This window comes from Methylobacterium oryzihabitans (assembly GCF_004004555.2).
Lineage (GTDB): Bacteria > Pseudomonadota > Alphaproteobacteria > Rhizobiales > Beijerinckiaceae > Methylobacterium > Methylobacterium oryzihabitans.
Window position 1 is genome coordinate 1 of record NZ_SACP01000054.1, and the last position, 18,126, is coordinate 18,126.

Below are 18,126 nucleotides of genomic sequence, written 5' to 3' on the forward strand. Positions count from 1 at the left end.
CCCGCTCGCGCGCCGCGACCGGCCGGACGGGGCCGAGGCGCGCCAGCGCACGGCGGCGGCCCAGCCCCCCGCGCCGGTCGCGCCGGAGCCGGCCCGGCCGGAGGAGCCGACCCGGTTCCTCGGCGTGCCGATCCCCGATCTCGCCCCGGCCGGCCGTGCGATCCGCGAGACCGTCGACGCCGTCGGCGACGCGGTGGTGAATTTCCCGAAGAACTTCTGAGCCGAAGGCTCACTCCGACCCGGGCCGGTCGCCGCGCAGCCGCTTGGTGGCGCTGCGCTGGCCCTTGGCCTCCAGGCGGCGCTTCTTCGAGGCCAGGGTCGGGCGGGTCGGGCGGCGCGGCACCGGCGGCACCGCGGCCTCGCGCACGAGGTCGGCGAGGCGCTCGCGGGCCTCGGCCCGGTTGCGCTCCTGGGTCCGGTGGGTCTGGGCGGTGATGACCAGCACTCCGTCGCCGGTGAGGCGGCGACCGGCGAGCTTCATCAGGCGGATCGCCACGGCGTTCGGCAGCGAGGGCGAGCGGCGCACGTCGAAGCGCAGCTGCACCGCGGTCGAGAGCTTGTTGACGTTCTGGCCGCCGGGGCCGGAGGCGCGCACGAAGCTCTCCTCCAGCTCCGCCTCGTCGATCGTGATCGACGGCGTGCATTCCAGTCCCATGCCCGTCCCATGATGATCGCGTGCCCAGCGGCCCCGACCCGGCCGAGATGACGCGCCGGCCGCCGCGACGCAAGGCCGGGCCTCCAGCCCGGACCGTCCGCGCCCTACTTGTCCGGCGGTGTCCGACCGCCTCCCCGACCACGGCCCCTTGCCGCCCGCCTTCCGCCGCTGGTTCGCCTCGCGCGGCTGGGCCCCGCGGCCGCACCAGCTCGACCTGCTCGCGACGGCGCAGGCCGGGCGCTCGGCGCTGCTGGTGGCGCCGACCGGGGCCGGCAAGACCCTGGCGGGCTTCCTGCCGACCCTCGTGGATCTCGCGGAGAAAAATCCGGCCCGGTCCGGCCTGCACACCCTATACGTCTCGCCCCTGAAGGCGCTCGCGGTCGACATCGCCCGCAACCTCGACGCGCCGGTGGCCGAGATGGGCCTCGGCCTGCGGGTGGAGACCCGCACCGGCGACACGCCGTCGCACAAGCGCACGCGCCAGATCGCCCGCCCGCCCGACATCCTGCTGACCACGCCCGAGCAGCTCGCCCTGCTGATCGCCCACCGCGAGGCCGCCGAGCTGTTCTCCGGCCTCAAGCGGGTGGTGCTCGACGAGTTGCACGCCCTCGTCACCTCGAAGCGCGGCGACCTGCTGGCGCTCGGCCTCGCGCGGCTGCACCGGCTGGCGCCCGGGCTCCGCGCGACCGGCCTGTCGGCGACGGTGCGCGAGCCCGAGGCGCTGCAACGCTACCTCGTGCCGCAGCAGCCCGAACCGGCGCTCGCCGATCTCATCGTGGTCGAGGGCGGCGCCCGGCCGGACCTGCGGATGCTCGACGTCGGGCGCACGCTGCCGCTCGCCGGCCACACCGCGTGGCAATCGATGCCGGCGATCTACCGGCTGATCCGCGAGCACCGGCTGGTCCTGGTCTTCGTCAACACCCGGCTCCAGGCCGAGTACACCTTCCAGGAATTGTGGAACCTCAACGAGGACGGGCTCGCCATCGCGCTCCACCACGGGTCGCTCGACGCGACCCAGCGCCGCCGGGTCGAGGCCGCGATGGCGGCCGGCACCCTGCGGGCGGTGGTCTGCACCGCGACTCTCGACCTCGGCATCGACTGGGGCGACGTCGACCTCGTGGTCAATATCGGCGCGCCGAAGGGCGCGAGCCGGATCATGCAGCGCATCGGCCGCGCCAACCACCGGATGGACGAGCCGTCGAAGGCCTATCTGGTCCCGGCCAACCGGTTCGAGATGCTCGAATGCCGCGCCGCCCTCGACGCCGTCGAGGCGGCGGCGCAGGACACGCCCGATCCGCGCATCGGCGCCCCCGACGTGCTCGCCCAGCACGTGCTCGGCATGGCCTGCGCCGGCCCGTTCGACCTCGCCGACCTCTACGACGAGGTGCGCTCGGCCGCGCCCTATGCCGGGCTCGACTACGCCGAGTACGAGGCGGTGGTCGACTACGTCGCGACGGGCGGCTACGCGCTGCGCGCCTACGAGCGCTTCGCCAAGATCCTGCGCGGATCCGACGGGTTGTGGCGGGTGCGCGACGCCCGCACGGCGCAGCAATACCGCATGAACATCGGCACGATCATCGAGGCCGCCACCGTGACGGTGCGGATGGCCCGGGGGGTGCGCGGCAAGCCCGGCACGCTGCTGCCGGCGGGCGGGCGGCGCCTCGGCGAGATCGAGGAGGACTTCGCCGAGACGCTGACGCCGGGCGACACCTTCCTGTTCGCCGGCGAGGTGCTGCGGTTCGAGGGGCTGAAGGAGGACGAGGCCCTGGTCACCCGCGGGCCGCCCGGCAGCGACCCGGCGATCCCGAGCTACGCCGGCGCGAAGTTCCCGCTCTCGACCTTCCTCGCCGCCCGGGTGCGGGCGCTGATCGCCGATCCGTCCGGCTGGGACCGGCTGCCGGCCCAGGTCGCCGGCTACCTCGCCGAGCAGCGCCGGCGCTCGCGGCTGCCCGGCCCGGACGACCTCCTGGTCGAGACCTTCCCGCGGGCGGGCCGCTACTACCTCACCTGCTTCCCGTTCGAGGGGCGGCTGGCCCACCAGACCCTCGGCATGCTGCTGACCCGCCGGCTGGAGCGGGCGCGGCTGCGGCCGCTCGGCTTCGCCGCCAACGATTACGGCCTCGCGATCTTCTGCGCCCGCGACCTGTCGCAGCACATGCAGGAGCATCCGGGCGTCCTCGACGCGCTGTTTTCCGAGGACATGCTCGGCGACGACCTCGAGGACTGGCTCGCCGAATCGGCGATGATGAAGCGCACCTTCCGGCAATGCGCGGTCATCGCCGGGCTGATCGAGCGGCGCCATCCCGGCCAGAGGAAATCCGGGCGGCAGGTCACGATCTCGACCGACCTGATCTACGACGTGCTGCGCCGGCACCAGCCCGACCACCTGCTGCTGCGGGCCGCGCGCCAGGATGCGGCAACCGGACTCCTCGACGTGCGCCGCCTCGGCATGATGCTGTCGCGCATCCGGGGGCGAATCATCCACGAGGCTTTGCCCCGGGTCTCTCCCCTCTCCGTCAACGTGATGCTCGAGATCGGGCGCGAGCGCGTCTACGGCGAGGGGGCCGACGAGATCCTGGCCGAGGCCGAGGCGGCGCTCATCGACGAGGCGCTGGGCTCGCCCCCTCCCCCGTGAGACAGGCGACGCGACGTGGCGACGGCAATCAGGCTGGAGAAGACCCAGAAGAACCCGATGGTGACGCTGGCGGGAGAGGACCTGAGCCTCGACCTGTCGGGGGCGCTGTGGCTCCCGGCGCACCGGACCCTGGTGGTGTCGGACCTCCACCTGGAGAAGGGCTCGTCCTTCGCGGCGCGCTCGGGCCAGTTCCTGCCGCCCTACGACACCCGGGACACCCTGGCGTCCCTGCACGAGGTCATCGCCCGCCACGACCCGGCCCGGGTGGTGGCGCTCGGCGACTCGTTCCACGATGCCGGCGGACCGGGCCGGATGGACCCGGCCGACCACGCCCTGATCGCGGCCCTCCAGGACGGCCGCGACTGGGTCTGGATCAACGGCAACCACGACCGGGCGGTGCAGGACGGGATCGGCGGCCGCTTCGCCGACAGCCTGACGATCGGCGGCCTCACCCTGAAGCACGAGCCCGTACCGGGCGCCACCCGCGAGATCGCCGGGCACCTGCACCCGGTCGGCAAGGTCGCGATGCGCGGCCGCTCCGTGCGCCGGCGCTGCTTCGCCGCCGACGCGTGCAGGCTGGTGATGCCGGCCTTCGGGTCCCTCACCGGCGGGCTCAACCTGCGCAGCCCGGTCTTCGACGGCCTCTTCCCCGACGGCTGCACCGCGCACCTGCTCGGCGACGGACGGGTCTTCGCCATCGGGCGGGCGACGCTCGCCCGCGACTGAGCCGACGCGGAACGAGAAGCCGGGCGTCACGATACTACCAGAAGTTGAATATTTTCCGTGGGGCCCGATCCCTTGCAAATCTGCGCCACTCTCGACTGTCGCCACCGGCCTATGCCGAACGATAGAGTGGCGTCGACATTGCCAGTTATCGCGGACTGCAGCGTCATCGTTCAGCTTAGTCGTTCCTTCACGTCTCGTCGGCACAACCTCGTCGGGACAGACCCCGGGCGCCCCTGCTTTCCGGGATTGCCGCCGAGGAGGAGCGACGTGGCATTCTTTGACCGTGGAACATCGGCCAAACTGGCCGCGCTCGGCCAGTCCCAGGCGATCATCGAATTCGACCTCGGCGGGACGATCCTCGATGCCAACGCCAACTTCCTCGCGGTCGTCGGCTACGAGCTCGGCGAGGTCGTCGGACGCCACCATGGCATCTTCGTCGCCGAGCAGGAGCGGAGCACGCCGGCCTACGGCGAGTTCTGGGCGGCCCTGAACCGGGGCGAGTTCCGCTCGGGGGAGTTCCGGCGCATCGGCAATGGCGGGCGGGAGGTCTGGATCCAGGGCTCCTACAACCCGGTGCTCGGGCGCGGCGGCAAGCCCGTGCGGGTGATGAAGGTCGCCACCGACGTCACCGCGCTCAAGCTGCAGGAGGCCGCGATCCAGGGGCAGATCGACGCGATCAACCGGTCGCAGGCGGTCATCCACTTCGACCTGACCGGCAAGATCCTGGGAGCGAACGCCAACTTCCTGACCGCGCTCGGCTACCGGGCCGACGAGATCGAGGGCCGCCATCACAGCCTGTTCGTCGAGCCCGACCAGCACGGCTCCCCCGCCTACCGGGCGTTCTGGGACGGCCTCAACCGCGGCGAGTTCCAGTCGGGCGAGTTCAAGCGCATCGGCAAGGACGGGCGCGAGGTCTGGATCCAGGCGACCTACAACCCGATCCTCGACGCCAGCGGACGGCCGCACGGCGTGGTCAAGTTCGCGACCGACGTCACCGCGCAGGTGTCGCGGCGGCTCCAGCGCGAGGCCGCCCACCGCCGGATCGACCACGATCTCGGCACCATCACCCAGGCGGTGTCGGACGTGTCGTCCCAGACCGTGACGACGGCCCAGGCGGCCTCGACCACCTCCGGCACCGTGCAGGCCGTCGCCGCCGGCGCCGAGGAATTCGCCGCCTCGATCCGCGAGATCAGCCGGACGATCGCCTCGGCCAAGTCGCTGGCCGAGGAGGCGGTGGTGCGGTCCGACGAGGCCAACGGCATCATCGCCGGGCTGACCACCGCGGCGGAGCGGATCGGCGACGTGGTCGGGCTGATCCGCACCATCGCCAGCCAGACCAATCTTCTGGCGCTCAACGCCACCATCGAGGCGGCGCGGGCCGGCGAGGCCGGACGCGGCTTCGCCGTCGTCGCCGCCGAGGTCAAGGCGCTCGCCAGCCAGACCGCCACCGCGACCGAGGAGATCAACGGTCAGGTCGACGCGGTGCGCGAGACCACGGGGTCGGCCGTCGCCTCCCTGGCGGCGATCACCGAGACGATCCGGCAGGTCAACGTCAGCTCGGCCAACATCGCCAGCGCGATCGAGCAGCAATCGGCGGTGACCTCCGAGATCGCCCACAGCATGCAGACCACCGCGGGCGCGGTCGAGACCGTGAACCGCAGCATGGAGGCGATCGCCCGCTCGGTCGGCGACATCGACGCCTCGGTGCGCGAGGTCAAGACGGCGTCGCGCGCGATCGCCTGAGGGCGGGAGCCGAACTGCGCGGCCCGCGGCCCGGACCGCCGGCGCTCACCGGCGCCGGTCGGACGGGCGCGGCGCCAGCGTCGCGAGGTCGTCGTGGTGGAGCAGCCGGACGTCGGTCGCCGCCGCGAGCTTGCGGGCCGAGGGCGTGAAGCCGGCATTGGACACGACCGCGGCGAGATCGGCGCTCCAGTAGCTGCGGGCCGCCACCACCTCCTGCACCGCCCCGTTGCCCACCGGCCGGGCGTAGCGCTTGCACTGCACGACGAGGCGCGTCCCGTCGCACTCGGCGATGACGTCGGCGCCCTGGTCCCCGCTCGCCCGGGTGGCGCGGGCGTGCCAGCCGGCGCGCTCCAGCAGGGCGGCGCAGAAGCGCTCGTAGGCGATGCCGTCGTCGGGCAGGTCCGCCTCGGCCGGCTCCGGCTCGGGCCGGCTCGCGGCCTCCTCGACGATCGCCAGGACCTCGTCCCGGCGCGACGCGAGCAGGTCGCCGTAGCCGGCCCTCTCGAGGCGCGGCGCCACGGTGCGCGCGACGAAGTAGTCGCGCTCCCGCAGCCAGCCGTCGGCGATGAGGTTGTCGTAGGGGTCGAGGTAGCATTCCTGCCGCCGGCGCAGCGCCAGGGTCTCGCCGTGATGCGCGGCGATCGCCCGCACCAGCCGGCGGAAGCGCCGGCCGCGGCCGAGGCGGTGGAGCAGGATCACGGCCACGACCGCGCCGGCGGCCGCGAGGGCCCGCGGCCCGAACCAGAGGCTCGCCGCTCCGCCGAGGACCACGGGCCAGAACAGGCGATCGGCGATGCTGGGCGGCGCGGCCATGGCTTCCTTTCCTCACCGCACCCTCGCAGGCGGCCTTGCCTCGAGGGTAAACGGGCTCCGGTCGCGACGGCCGCGGATCGCCCGATCCACAGCGGAGTTCGCGGATCGCCCCGGCCGCGGGTGGCGTAACAGCGCAGCCGTCGCGGCTTGCGCAGGGCACCCGCCCGGGTTGATCCTGCGCGCGTGTCCGCCGGGGAGCCGGGCCGGGCGTGGGTCCTTCTCGCAAGAGCGCGGGCACTCTTTCGACAAGCACCTGCTCGGGAGGCCGCGATGGGATCACGGTTCGGCGCGCTGTTGGTCGTCCTGTGGCTCGCGGGCCCCGTTCCCGCCGGCGCGGCCGAGCCGGCGACGGAGGTCGACGTCGCCCTCGTGCTCGCGGTCGACGTGTCGCTGTCGATGACCTCGGACGAGCAGTCGATCCAGCGCGGGGGCTACGTCGAGGCGTTCCGCTCGCCCGCGGTGCAGCAGGCGATCCGCCAGGGGCTCGTCGGCCGCATCGCCGTCACCTACGTCGAGTGGGCGGGGATGGGCAACCAGCGGATCGTGGTGCCGTGGACGGTGATCGCGGGACCGGCCGAGGCCAACGCCTTCGCCGACCAGCTCGCCGACAGCCCGCCGCGCCGCTCGACCTGGACCTCGATCGCCAGCGCGATCGACTTCTCGGTCGGCCTGCTCGCCAAGTCCGGGTTCGAGCCGCTGCGCCGGGTCATCGACGTCTCGGGGGACGGCCCCAACAACCAGGGCCGGTCGGTGACCAAGGCCCGCGACGACGCGGTGGCGCAGGGCATCACCATCAACGGCCTGCCCCTGATGATCCGCGAGCCGAGCGGACCCTGGGACATCAAGGACCTCGATCTGTACTACCGCGACTGCGTGATCGGCGGCAGCGGCAGCTTCATGGTGCCGGTGCGCGAGCGCGAGCAGTTCGCCGCCGCGATCCGCACCAAGATCATCCGGGAGGTCGCGGGCCGCGAGCCCGCCCCGCTGGTGCGTCCGGCCCAGGCGGAGCCGCGCGGCAACTGCTTCGCCGGCGAGCGCCCGGCCGTCGACTGGGACTGAGGCGGGATCCGGCCGGGATCGGCCTCAGGAATGCTGGGCCCGACCGCCGATGCTCTTGCGCCGCTGCTGTCCGAGCCCCATGGTCTTGGCAAGCTCCGAGCGGGCGGCAGCGTAGTTCGGAGCCACCATCGGATAATCGGGTGGGAGGTTCCACTTCGCCCGATACTGCTCCGGAGAGATTCCGTATCGTGTCCGAAGATACCTCTTGAGCGACTTGAATTTCTTACCATCCTCGAGGCAGACGAGGTAGTCGGGCTGGATCGACCGTTTGATCGGAACAGCCGGAACCTGTGCTTCCGGCCTTTCGATGTCGCCACCCGCATTGAGCGTCGAGAGCGCTGCGTGTACCGAGCTGATCAGGCTCGGAAGTTCGCCGACCGGGACCGAATTATTGCTGACGAAGGCCGACACGATATCCGCGGCGAGTCCCACGTAGTCGACCTGCCCAACGCTTTCCTCCTCCATGACGATCCTCTGCTGACAACGCTCGTGGACTCTGAGTTCATTCGACGGTGCCGCCAACGCAGCGCGGCTGTTGTTCGTCTTGTGCGCCAAATTATTGCACGCTCGAGCCCATTTCAAGGCTTTGAGTGGTTTCCGCTCATGGCTTTCGTACAAAAAGTCCGTTCTCGCCGCGGCTGACGCAGATCCGAATTCGGTCATACTGGTAGGGATACTGGTATCTGACCCGCAAGATCACGGCGACAGACCCCATATAGATTGAAATAACGGATGCGTCGTTTCAGGTCGATCCGGTGCTGTTCTGATGCGCATCCGGGCCGGACCACGCACAACAGGGGAAGCACAGCCCGCGCCGTTTGCTGCGCCGCAGCAGCGCGCGGAGCGCGAAAACGCTGCCGCGGCCGATCCGCCACGGCCGCGGGCGAAATTCTACGCTACGTTGCCGATTGTTTCTTATACCCGCATCGGCTGCCGAGGGGTGCCCGGGACGCCGGGGACGCGTCGCATCAGGCGGACGGCACGGCGGCGAGGACCGGCGGGCTCCGCGCGGCCACGTAGTCTGACTCGGCCTCGAGGGCCGCCACCGCCAGGGTCCGGTCGCGGCCGCGGACCGGATGGACGCCGAGCGGGCGGGCGCGGATGCCGGCCGGCAGGCGGTCGAGCCGGGCGAGGAGGTCGGCGGAGATGAGGTTCGGCGCGTCCAGGGTCCGGCACAGGGCCTCGAGGCGCGCAGTGACGTTCACGGCGTCGCCGAAATACGCGATCTTGTGGCGGTCGACCCCGACCTCGGCGGCGACGACCGAGCCGCCGTGCAGGGCGGCGCGGATCTCCGGCACGGTGCCGAAGCGCTGGATCCAGGCGTCGGCGTCCCGCGCGAGGCTCTCGCGGATGGCGAAGATGCAGGCGACGCAGCGCGCCTCCTTGAGCCCCCGGGCCATCGGCCAGGTGACGAGCGCCATGTCGCCGACGAAGTCGTCGGTGGAGCCCTGGCAGCGCCGCACCGGCTCGGCGATGGTGGCGAACACCGCCCCGAGATAGGCCTGGGCCTTGAGGTCGCCGTGGGTCTCGGCGTAGGCGGTCGAGCCGACGACGTCGACGAAGAGGAAGATCCGCTCCTCCTCCACCGGCCGGTGATAGCGGCCGATCATCAGGTTGACGAAGATCTCGGCCCCGATCAGGTCGCGCATCCGCACCACGAAGACCAGCATCGCCGACACGACCAGGGCGTAGACCAGTACCCGCGGCGACGGCATGACCGAGGTGGCGAAGGTCTCGCCGTTCAGGCCGAGCGTCCAGACGAACAGGCCGCCGGTGGCGTAGCCGAGGGCGATCATCCCGACATAGGCGATCTCGGCGATCGGCACGTAGAGCAGGGTCGGGAGCCGGCGCAGGCGGGCCTGGACGCCGGGCGCCAGGGCGCCGCGTTCGAGGGCGAGCGCGCTCGCGCCGATGCAGAAGCCGTAGATCGCGGCGGCGAGCGGGATGCCGTTGTTGAACAGGACGTCGTAGAGGACGCCGGAGCCGGCGCTGAGCGCCAGGATCGCGACCCAGAACCAGACGTGCTGGGGGACCGGTCGTCTCACCGCGCTCTGGTCTCCCGTCCTGCACCGGCGATCCTGCAACGGGCGGCGCCAGCGAGGGATCGGCGCAGATTGGGGCGGTTTTCGGGTCATCGCCGGCGCCGGAACCGGTCGTTCAACCTGGGCGTTTGAGCAGGCTTGACGCTCAACCCACCCAACCCAGGAGGGACACCCATGCGCACCCGTCTCGTCGCCGCCGCCGCTTTCGCCGCCCTCGTCGGCATCCCGTCGGCCTTCGCGCAGGACGTCACCGTGATCCGCCGCGACGCGCCCGAGGCCGAGCGCACGACGACGATCGAGCGGCGCTCGGTCGAGTCCACCGGCTCCGTCGGCGGCTGCGAGTCGAAGACCGTCAAGAAGACGAACGAGTTCGGCGACACCAAGACCGTGCGCAGCGAGCGCTGCGACTGAACGAAACCGGTTTCCGCATCGCGAAGCGATCCCGAGGAATCGCCGAGCGATCGACCGGAAATCGCATGACGCCATGCCCGGGCGGCCGCGAGCGGCCGCCCGGGCCGCGGTCAGCCCGTCGCGTCGGCGGCGCTCACCCGCTCGACCAGGACCTTGTCGACCCGGCGCCCGTCCATGTCGACGACCTCGAAGCGCCAGCCGTTCTGGTCGAAGGCGTCGCCGGCGCTCGGGATGCGGCCGAGCCGCGAGATCACGAAGCCGGCGAAGGTCGAGAAGTCGTCGGTCTCCGGCCGCTCGGTGATGCCGAGGCGCTCGAAGGCGTCGACCGCCGGCATCATCCCGTCGACGAGGAGCGAGCCGTCGGCGCGCTCCACCACCATCGGCTCGTCGTCCTCGGCGTCCGGGATGTCGCCCGCGATGGCCTCGAGCAGGTCGGTCTGGGTGACGATGCCCTCGAGGTTGCCGTACTCGTCGACGACGATCGCCATGCGGACCGGCTTGGCCTTGAAGGTCTCCAGCACCCGCAGGATCGCCATGCCCTCGTGAACCACGATCGGCTCGCGGATGACCGCGTTGACGTCGATCGGCGCCCCTTCGAGGAGCTGGTTGAGGATGTCCTGCTTGCGCAGGACGCCGAGGATCTCGTGGATCTCGCCGCGGCTGACCACCAGTTGCTCGTGGCGGCAGGTCCGCACCGTGTCGAGGATCGCCTCGCGCGGGTCGTCGACGTCGATCCAGTCGACCTCGTGGCGCGGGGTCATGATGTCCCGGATCCGCCGCTCGCCGATCCCGAGGATGCGCGCGACCGCCTCCTGCTGCGCCTCCTGGATCAGCCCGGCCTCCTGGCTCGCCGCCACCAGCAGGTTCAGCTCGGCCGGAGAGTGCAGCGAGCCCTCGCCCGAGCCGGGCTGGAGGCCGCACAGGCGCAGCACCCCGTTGCCGAGCCCGTTGAGGAACAGGATCGCCGGGCGGAACACCAGCAGGAACACGCTCAGCGGCCGCACGATCACGAGGGCGGTGCGCTCGCTGCGCTGGAGCGCGAGGCTCTTGGGCGCCAGTTCGCCGAGCACGATGTGCATCGCCGTGATGATGAAGAACGAGATCACCACCGCGAGCGCGTGGGCGCCGATGTTGCCCATCAGGGGGGGCAGCCAGCCCAGGAGCGGCTCGATCAGGTGGGCGAGGGCGGGCTCGCCGACCCAGCCGAGGGCGAGCGACGAGATCGTGATCCCGAGCTGCGTCGCGGCGAGGTGGGCGTCGAGGTGGTCGGTCGCCCTCTGCAGCGCGGTCGCGTTCATGCGCCTCTCGGCGACCAGTTCCTGGACCCGGCTGCGCCGCACCGCCACGAGGGCGAATTCCGCCGCGACGAAGAACCCGTTGGCGAAGACCAGGAATACGATGGCGAACAGGCCTAAGGCCGTTCCCCAAGGACCGTCGGAAAAAATCACCGCCTCCCCGTGGCGCGAAACGGCCGCCTCCCCGGGGGAGGCGGCCTCGCCCACTCATAGCAAGTCTTCCCCCCGCCCGGCTATCCGCCGCATGCGGGAGATCGGCGGGAGCCGGACGGCCCGGCGGAAATCCTCCCCGGCGCGGCTCAGGGCGTGGCGTGCTGGCTGAACGTCTCGGGCCGGAACGGCAGCTTGAACGCCGCCGCGAAGCCGCCGTCGAGGTGGCGCACCACGGTGGCGAAGCGCTTGCCGATCGTGACCTGACTGCCGACCGGCGGCTGCACCGGAACCGCGAGCGCGATGCCGGTCATCGACATGTCGACGATCGATCCGGGGACGTGGGTGCCGTCGGGCAGGCGCACCTGCACGTCGGTGACGGTCGGCACGATCCGGACGTCGCTGCGCTGCTCGACCCCGCCCTCCGCCCGGGCCGCGACCCAGTCGAGGCGCGCCGCGATGCGGGCGCGCCGCTCGGCGTTGACCTCGATCCGCAGCCGGAAGCCGTCCGGCGCCGTCGCGACGATCGTCCCCGTCAGTGCCCCGACGTTGTCGAGGTAGAGCGTCACCGGTTCGCCGGGCCGGCCCGAGACCGGCGCGGTCAGCACCGCCTCGTCGAGGGCGATCTCCCGGGTCTGGCAGGCATGTTCCTCGCCGTCGGCGAACAGGCAGCGGCCGTTGATGCGCAGGGGCGTGCGCGGCGCCTGCTCGCCCGGCGGCGGATCGATCTGCATCGTCGCGGCCTTCACCATCGCGCCCTTCGCCTCCCTGGACGATCCGGGATCCCGCCGCCGCGATCCGGTTCGCCTCCGACTATCGGCGCGGGATGTTAACGGCCGGTATTTGCGGCTCCAAAGTGCAGGCGGCGCGAACACGACGACCGGGATCCTGCCTGGCGGGACTGTCCTTCTCCTCGTCTCGCGCGGCGGCAGCGGCCCGCGACGTCACGGCCTTCCGTTAGGGCGGCGCCGGACCGGCCGCTCCCCAGGGCCATCGGGTGAAACCCGATTGCCCTGGGCCGCTCCCTTTCCTGCCGGGACCCGAGCGCCTAATCAGGCGCGGCGGGACGAGTCCGCAGGCGAGGCAGTGACGCGGATCCCGGATGGCCCTCGACGTTCCGACGCTGATGGTGGTGAGCGTCTTCGTCACGCTGATCGTCGGCCTGCTGTTCCTGTTCTCGTGGAACCAGGGCCGGCGGACGCGGGCCCTCGCGATCCTCGGCGCGGCGCATCTGCTCGGCGCCGTCGGCTCGGCGCTGCTCTGCGCCCGCGGCCTCATCGCCGACTGGATCTCGATCGGGGTCGCCAACGCCCTCGTGCTCGCCGCCTACGGGCTGATCTGGAGCGCCACCCGCTCGTTCGACGGCCGGCCGGCGCGGACCGGGGCGACCCTCGCCGGGGCCGCCCTGTGGTGCGGCGCCTGCCTCGTGCCGGCCTTCTACGGGTCGATGACCGCCCGCGTCGTGCTGGCGTCGGGCCTCGCCGGCGCCTATTGCGCACTCGCGGCCCGGGAGACGTGGCGCGGGCGGGCCGAGCGGCTGCCGTCGCGCGGCCCGGCGGCGGCCCTGCTGGCGAGCGAGGGCGCCCTGTACGGGGTGCGGATCCCGCTCGCCCTCGCGTTTCCGGTCGGGATGGGGACGCAGCCGGCGCCGACCCCGATGCTCGCGCTCCTGTGCTTCCTCGCCATCCTGTACACCGTGGCGGTGGCGTTCCTGTTCGTCGCGCTGGGCAAGGAGCGGCTGGAACTGGAGCAGCGCCGCGCGGCCGACACCGACGCGCTCACCGGCGTCGCCAACCGGCGCGCGCTCCAGAGCTGGGCCGCCGCCCAGTTCCGTCGCGGCGAGGCGACGCTGCTGCTGCTCGACCTCGACCACTTCAAGCGGATCAACGACACCTGGGGCCACGGCGTCGGCGACGCGGTGCTGGTCGGGTTCTGCACCGCCGCCCGGGCCCTGCTGCCGCAGGACGGGATCCTCGGCCGCCTCGGCGGCGAGGAGTTCGCCTGCCTGCTGCCGGGCACCGACCGCGCCCGGGCACGGCAGGTGGCGGAGGCGATCCGCCGCTCGACCGCGCTGATGCGCCCGGCCGCCCTGCCGGGCTTCGCCGTCACGGTGAGCATCGGGGCCGCCACCGGCCGCGACTTCGACGCGCTGATGCGCCGGGCCGACCGCGCCCTGTACCGGGCGAAGGATCTCGGGCGCGACCGCGTGGTCTGGGCCGAGGAGGAGGCCGCCGGCCCTGCCACCCGTCGGGGAGCCCGGATCAAGGTCGGGTCCGTGTAGCCGTCCCCGCATCGGGTGCGGACGTCGTCCGGCCCGACCGCCCTCCTACGATGTCCGACCGATCGCTCGGCGATCCCTTTGGGATCGCTTCGCGATGCGGACATCGGCTTCGCTCATGCGTGTGGAGCCTTCGGCTCCACCGCGCGGGCTTGTGATACGGTTTCCGGAACGAATCGTCCGAAAACCGTATCACTCCCGCCGCAGCAGATCGTCCACCGCCGCCTGCTCGGCCGGCGACAGGGTGGCCGTCCGCACCGGGGCCGGCCGGCGCGCCCGCCGCCACAGGCCGAGCGCGCCGAGCGCCAGGACCAAGAGCGGGGTGAGCCACAGCAGCGCGGTGTGCCAGGACAGGACCGGCCGCAGCAGCACGAACTCGCCGTAGCGCCCGACGACGTAATCGACCACCGCCCCGTCGCTGTCGCCCTGGCGCAGGCGCTCGCGCACGATCAGCCGCAGGTCGCGGGCGAGCGGCGCGTCGGAATCGTCGATCGACTGGTTCTGGCACACGAGGCAGCGCAGGCCCGCCGAGATGTCGCGGGCGCGCGACTCCAGGGCGGGATCCTTCATCACCTCGTCGGGCTGCACCGCCGCGGCCGGGACGGCGAGCAGCAGCAGCGCGGCGAGGGCGGCGGGCCGGCGCATCGGGCTCACTCCGCCGGCACCGGCTTCATCGCGGCCTCGGCCGGCGCCCGCGCCCGCACGGCCGGGACGCCGACGCGGAAGCGCCGGTCGGTGAGCGACAGCCCCCCGCCCAGCGCCATCACCACGGCGCCGATCCAGATCAGCAGCACCAGCGGCTTGTAGTACAGCCGCAGGCCGAGGCTGCCGTCGCTGCCCGACTCGCCGACGCTGGCATAGACTTGGCTCGCCCCGAGGGTGAGGAGGCCGGCCTCGCTCACCGCCATGTTGCGGGCGCTGTAGAACCGGCGGCCGGGCTCGATATGGCCGACGATGCCGCCGTCGCGGTCGCGGATGGTCAGGCGGGCGACGGTCTCGGTGTAGTTCGGGCCGGTGCGGGGCAGCACGCCGTCGAGCGTCGCGACGTAGGGGCCGGCGCGGAGCGTCCCGCCGCGGGAGACGGTAGCGAGGGATTCGACGCTCCAGGCCTGGGCGGCGATGCCGAGCACCGTGATGCCGACGCCGGCATGGGCGAACGCCGTGCCCCAGGCCGAGCGCGGCAGGCCGGCGGCCCGGCGCAGGGACAGGCCGACGGTGCGCCCGCGCGCCCGGGTCGCGATCTCGAGCGCGGCGCCGAGGACGAGGTAGGCGCCGAGGCCGATGCCGAGGGGGGCCGCGACCGGCCCGCCCCAGGTCGCCGCCGCCACGGCGAGGCCGACGACGAGGCCGAGCCCCAGCGCCGCGAGCAGGCGCTGGCCGGCCGCCGCGAGGTCGCCGCGCTTCCAGGCGAGCGTCTGGCCGAACGGGACCAGCAGCAGCAGCGGCACCACCAGCGGCACGAAGGTGAGGTTGAAGAACGGCGCGCCGACCGAGATCTTCTCGCCGGTGAGCGATTCCAGCGCCAGCGGGTACAGCGTGCCGACGAAGACCGTGGCGCAGGCCGCCGAGAGGAAGAGGTTGTTGAGGACCAGCGCCCCCTCGCGCGAGATCGGGGCGAACAGCCCGCCCTGGCGCAGCATCGGCGCGCGCCACGCGTAGAGCGCGAACGAGCCGCCGATGAACAGGATCAGGATGCCGAGGATGAACGTGCCGCGGGCCGGGTCGGTGGCGAAGGTGTGGACCGAGGTCAGCACGCCCGAGCGCACCAGGAAGGTGCCGAGCAGCGACAGCGAGAAGGTCAGGATGGCGAGCAGCACCGTCCAGACCTTGAGCGCGTCGCGCTTCTCCATCACCACCGTCGAGTGGACGAGGGCGGTGCCGGCGAGCCAGGGCATCAGCGAGGCGTTCTCGACCGGGTCCCAGAACCACCAGCCGCCCCAGCCGAGCTCGTAATAGGCCCAGTACGAGCCCATGGCGATCCCGACCGTGAGGAAGCACCACGCGACGAGGGTCCAGGGCCGCACCGCCCGGGCCCAGGCGGCGTCGATGCGGCCCTCGATCAGGGCCGCGACCGCGAACGCGAAGGTGATCGAGAAGCCGACATAGCCGAGGTAGAGCAGCGGCGGGTGGATCGCGAGGCCGGGATCCTGGAGGATCGGGTTGAGGTCGCGCCCCTCCATCGGCGCCGGGCTGAGCCGGGCGAAGGGATTGGAGGTGGTGAGGATGAACAGCAGGAACACGAAGGTGACGCTGCCCTGCACCCCCAGCGTGTTGGCGCGCAGCGTCGCCGGCACGGACTTGCGGGCGAGGGCGACCACGGCGCCGAACAGCACCAGGATCAGGACCCAGAGCAGCATCGAGCCCTCGTGGTTCCCCCAGACGCCGGAGATCTTGTAGATCATCGGCTTCATCGAGTGGGAGTTCTCGACGACGTTCTGGACCGAGAAGTCCGACACGACGTGGGCCCAGGTTAGGGCGCCGAAGGCGGCGGCCACGCACAGGCAGGCGGCGAGCGCCGCCGCCGAGGTGACGTCGCGCAGGCCGGCATCGCCCGCCCGAGCGGCCCAGACCGGCATCACCATCTGGACCAGCGACAGCGCCAGGGCGAGGGCGAGGGCGTAGTGACCAGCCTCGATCAGCACGGGATGCGGCCTTTCTCGGGAAGCGCGGGGCGCGGGTCGGCTCCGGCGCCATCCTAGACGGGTTCTCGGGGCGGGCCGCCAAGACCTTCCGCCGCATGGCGGAATACCCCGCGGCAGGGCGGCGCGATCAGCGCTCGCTGCGCGGGCCCAGGGTGGCGGGCCTCGGCCCTCCGGCGTCCTTGCCGGCGCCTTCCTGCCAGCGCCCCTGCGCCTTGAGGGCGTCGGCGACCTCCCGCGGCATGTATGTCTCGTCGTGCTTGGCGAGCACGGTGTCGGCCCGGAACACGCCGCCGGGCTCCAGCACGCCCTCCGTGACCACGCCCTGCCCTTCGCGAAACAGGTCCGGCAGCAGGCCCTGGTAGCGCACCTTCACGGTCGAGCCGGTATCGGTGACGGCGAAGTCGACCCGGTTGTCGGCGCCCTTCTGCAGCGAGCCGGCCTCGACCAGCCCGCCGAGGCGGAAACGGGTGCCGGGCGCCACGACGTGGTTGGCGACGTCGGTCGGGGAGCGGAAGAACACGATGGTGTCGCGCATCGCCGAGAGCACCAGCCCGAGCGCCACGGCGAGCACGCTGCCGCACACGGCGATGAGCACGAGGCGGCGACGACGGCGCGTCATGGCCGGATCGTCCCGGCGCGGAGTCCGGCGCGGCGGGCCGGGCGTGGCGTCGTCAAGGGCGGCCTCCTGGTCTCGCGGGCGTCTCGGCGCCCATCGATCGAGCCTCGCACGTGTAGAGGACAACGTTGCGGAACGGAACTGGACTCCCGGCCGCGGCCGGTCAGGGGACGAGGCCGGCCTCGCGGGCCACGTCCTCGACCGGCGCGAGCCTGGCCGGGTCGGGGCCGAGGGCGGCGCGGGCCCGGGCGAGGGCGTCCTGCGCCCGCGGCCGGTCGCCCATCACCGCGTAGGCGCGCACCAGCCGGCCCCACTCCTCCGGGCTGCCGCCCTGGCCGGCGAGGCGCCGGTCGAGGCCCTCGACCATGCCGCGGACCGCGCTCGCCTGCTCCTCGCTCAGGCCCGGCGGCCCGGCGGGCGGGGTGCGGCCGTCGAGGCGGGCGAGGCTGTTGCGCACGGCCGGCAGCCAGGGCGCGTCGGGGGGCGAACTCGCCTCGATCTCGGCGTAGCGGGTGCGCGCGAGCGTGCGGTCGCCGTCCTGCTCGGCCGCCCGGGCGAGGTAGAACCGCGCCTTGACCGCCTTGGGGTCGAGGCCGAGCGCCTTCTCGAACGCGGCCCGGGCCTTGTCCGACACCACGCCGTCGCCGGCGGTGACCACGGCCTCGCCGTAATCGGACAGCCGGACGGCATTGTCGCCGAGCAGGCGCAGGGCCGCCTCGTAGGCCTTCACCGCGTCGTCAGTGCGTCCGACGCGGAGATAGACCGGGGCCAGCACCTCCCAGCCGCGGCCGTCGTCGGGGCTGCGGGCGAGATGGGCCTCGATGCGCGCGACCGCGCCGGCGAGGTCGCCGGCCTCGCCCCGGGCGGCGGCGACCCGCGCCGCCTGCGGCTGCCCGGGCAGGTCCGGCGACCCGAACAGGCCGTAGACGAGCAGCGCCAGCAGCGGGACGGTCGAGAGCGCGAAGGCCGAGGCGGCGCGCCGGTGCCGCAGGGTCGGCTCGCCGCCCGCCGGGGCGTCGCCGGCGCCGCCGCCGCTCGCCCGCAGCAGCCCGCGGGCCGCC

Annotated in this window: 16 protein-coding genes and 1 pseudogene; 7 read left to right on the top strand and 10 right to left on the bottom strand. The window is 72.7% G+C overall.

What is annotated here, in order from left to right:
* Positions 1 to 220, top strand: a pseudogene (locus EOE48_RS29455) (hypothetical protein); the annotation flags it as partial.
* 9 nt (positions 221 to 229) lie between these two features.
* On the opposite strand, the gene arfB reads toward EOE48_RS29455, so the two are convergent.
* Positions 230 to 655 (bottom strand): alternative ribosome rescue aminoacyl-tRNA hydrolase ArfB, encoded by a 426-nt coding sequence (gene arfB / locus EOE48_RS27665; RefSeq protein WP_127734104.1) that lies wholly within the window; start codon positions 653 to 655, stop codon positions 230 to 232.
* A gap of 148 nt (positions 656 to 803) precedes the next feature.
* Here arfB and EOE48_RS27670 point away from each other — a divergent pair, with 148 nt between their 5' ends.
* From EOE48_RS27670 to EOE48_RS27680, 3 genes are all read left to right on the top strand, one after another.
* Positions 804 to 3,290 carry a ligase-associated DNA damage response DEXH box helicase gene (locus tag EOE48_RS27670; RefSeq protein WP_246154999.1) on the top strand — a complete coding sequence of 829 codons (2,487 nt, stop codon included), beginning with the start codon at positions 804 to 806 and terminating at the stop codon, positions 3,288 to 3,290.
* A gap of 15 nt (positions 3,291 to 3,305) precedes the next feature.
* Positions 3,306 to 4,016 carry a ligase-associated DNA damage response endonuclease PdeM gene (gene pdeM, locus EOE48_RS27675; RefSeq protein WP_127734106.1) on the top strand — a complete coding sequence of 237 codons (711 nt, stop codon included), beginning with the start codon at positions 3,306 to 3,308 and terminating at the stop codon, positions 4,014 to 4,016.
* A 267-nt stretch (positions 4,017 to 4,283) separates the two neighbouring features.
* The gene (locus EOE48_RS27680; RefSeq protein WP_246155002.1) at positions 4,284 to 5,759 is read left to right on the top strand and encodes a methyl-accepting chemotaxis protein; all 1,476 of its coding nucleotides are present in this window, start codon (positions 4,284 to 4,286) and stop codon (positions 5,757 to 5,759) included.
* Positions 5,760 to 5,804: 45 nt separating this feature from the next.
* Here EOE48_RS27680 and EOE48_RS27685 read toward each other — a convergent pair whose 3' ends face one another.
* Entirely contained in the window at positions 5,805 to 6,572 is a 768-nt protein-coding gene (locus tag EOE48_RS27685; RefSeq protein WP_127734108.1) for a restriction endonuclease, read from the bottom strand.
* A 270-nt stretch (positions 6,573 to 6,842) separates the two neighbouring features.
* On the opposite strand from EOE48_RS27685, the gene EOE48_RS27690 reads away from it, so the two are divergent.
* A complete protein-coding gene (locus tag EOE48_RS27690) occupies positions 6,843 to 7,631 on the top strand; it encodes a DUF1194 domain-containing protein (protein ID WP_127734109.1) in 789 nt (262 codons plus the stop codon).
* A gap of 24 nt (positions 7,632 to 7,655) precedes the next feature.
* On the opposite strand, the gene EOE48_RS27695 is transcribed toward EOE48_RS27690, so the two are convergent.
* Together EOE48_RS27695 and EOE48_RS27700 are read right to left on the bottom strand one after the other, a co-directional pair.
* Positions 7,656 to 8,096, bottom strand: coding sequence for a Ros/MucR family transcriptional regulator (locus EOE48_RS27695; protein ID WP_127734110.1), 441 nt, complete (start codon positions 8,094 to 8,096; stop codon positions 7,656 to 7,658).
* Positions 8,097 to 8,599: 503 nt separating this feature from the next.
* Positions 8,600 to 9,766, bottom strand: coding sequence for an adenylate/guanylate cyclase domain-containing protein (locus EOE48_RS27700; protein WP_127734111.1), 1,167 nt, complete (start codon positions 9,764 to 9,766; stop codon positions 8,600 to 8,602).
* A gap of 81 nt (positions 9,767 to 9,847) precedes the next feature.
* Here EOE48_RS27700 and EOE48_RS27705 point away from each other — a divergent pair, with 81 nt between their 5' ends.
* Complete coding sequence (locus tag EOE48_RS27705; RefSeq protein WP_127734112.1) at positions 9,848 to 10,084, top strand: hypothetical protein; 237 nt, start codon at positions 9,848 to 9,850, stop codon at positions 10,082 to 10,084.
* Positions 10,085 to 10,194: 110 nt separating this feature from the next.
* Here EOE48_RS27705 and EOE48_RS27710 read toward each other — a convergent pair whose 3' ends face one another.
* A complete protein-coding gene (locus EOE48_RS27710) occupies positions 10,195 to 11,532 on the bottom strand; it encodes a hemolysin family protein (RefSeq protein WP_127734118.1) in 1,338 nt (445 codons plus the stop codon).
* A gap of 146 nt (positions 11,533 to 11,678) precedes the next feature.
* On the bottom strand, positions 11,679 to 12,281 hold the full coding sequence (locus EOE48_RS27715; protein WP_246155005.1) for a PilZ domain-containing protein: 603 nt from the start codon (positions 12,279 to 12,281) through the stop codon (positions 11,679 to 11,681).
* A gap of 350 nt (positions 12,282 to 12,631) precedes the next feature.
* Between EOE48_RS27715 and EOE48_RS27720 the strand changes: the two genes are divergently transcribed.
* The gene (locus EOE48_RS27720; RefSeq protein ID WP_127734113.1) at positions 12,632 to 13,810 is read left to right on the top strand and encodes a GGDEF domain-containing protein; all 1,179 of its coding nucleotides are present in this window, start codon (positions 12,632 to 12,634) and stop codon (positions 13,808 to 13,810) included.
* Between the two features lie 189 nt (positions 13,811 to 13,999).
* Here the strand turns inward: EOE48_RS27720 and EOE48_RS27725 are convergent, their stop codons facing one another.
* The 4 genes from EOE48_RS27725 to EOE48_RS27740 all read right to left on the bottom strand — a co-directional run.
* Positions 14,000 to 14,452, bottom strand: a complete 453-nt coding sequence (locus EOE48_RS27725; protein WP_127734114.1) for a cytochrome c-type biogenesis protein — start codon at positions 14,450 to 14,452, stop codon at positions 14,000 to 14,002.
* A gap of 5 nt (positions 14,453 to 14,457) precedes the next feature.
* Complete coding sequence (locus tag EOE48_RS27730; RefSeq protein ID WP_127734115.1) at positions 14,458 to 16,449, bottom strand: heme lyase CcmF/NrfE family subunit; 1,992 nt, start codon at positions 16,447 to 16,449, stop codon at positions 14,458 to 14,460.
* Positions 16,450 to 16,576: 127 nt separating this feature from the next.
* Positions 16,577 to 17,068 (bottom strand): cytochrome c maturation protein CcmE, encoded by a 492-nt coding sequence (ccmE, locus tag EOE48_RS27735; protein ID WP_127734116.1) that lies wholly within the window; start codon positions 17,066 to 17,068, stop codon positions 16,577 to 16,579.
* Positions 17,069 to 17,228: 160 nt separating this feature from the next.
* Positions 17,229 to 18,126: tetratricopeptide repeat protein (locus tag EOE48_RS27740; protein WP_127734117.1), on the bottom strand; the 898-nt coding region annotated here is incomplete at its 5' end.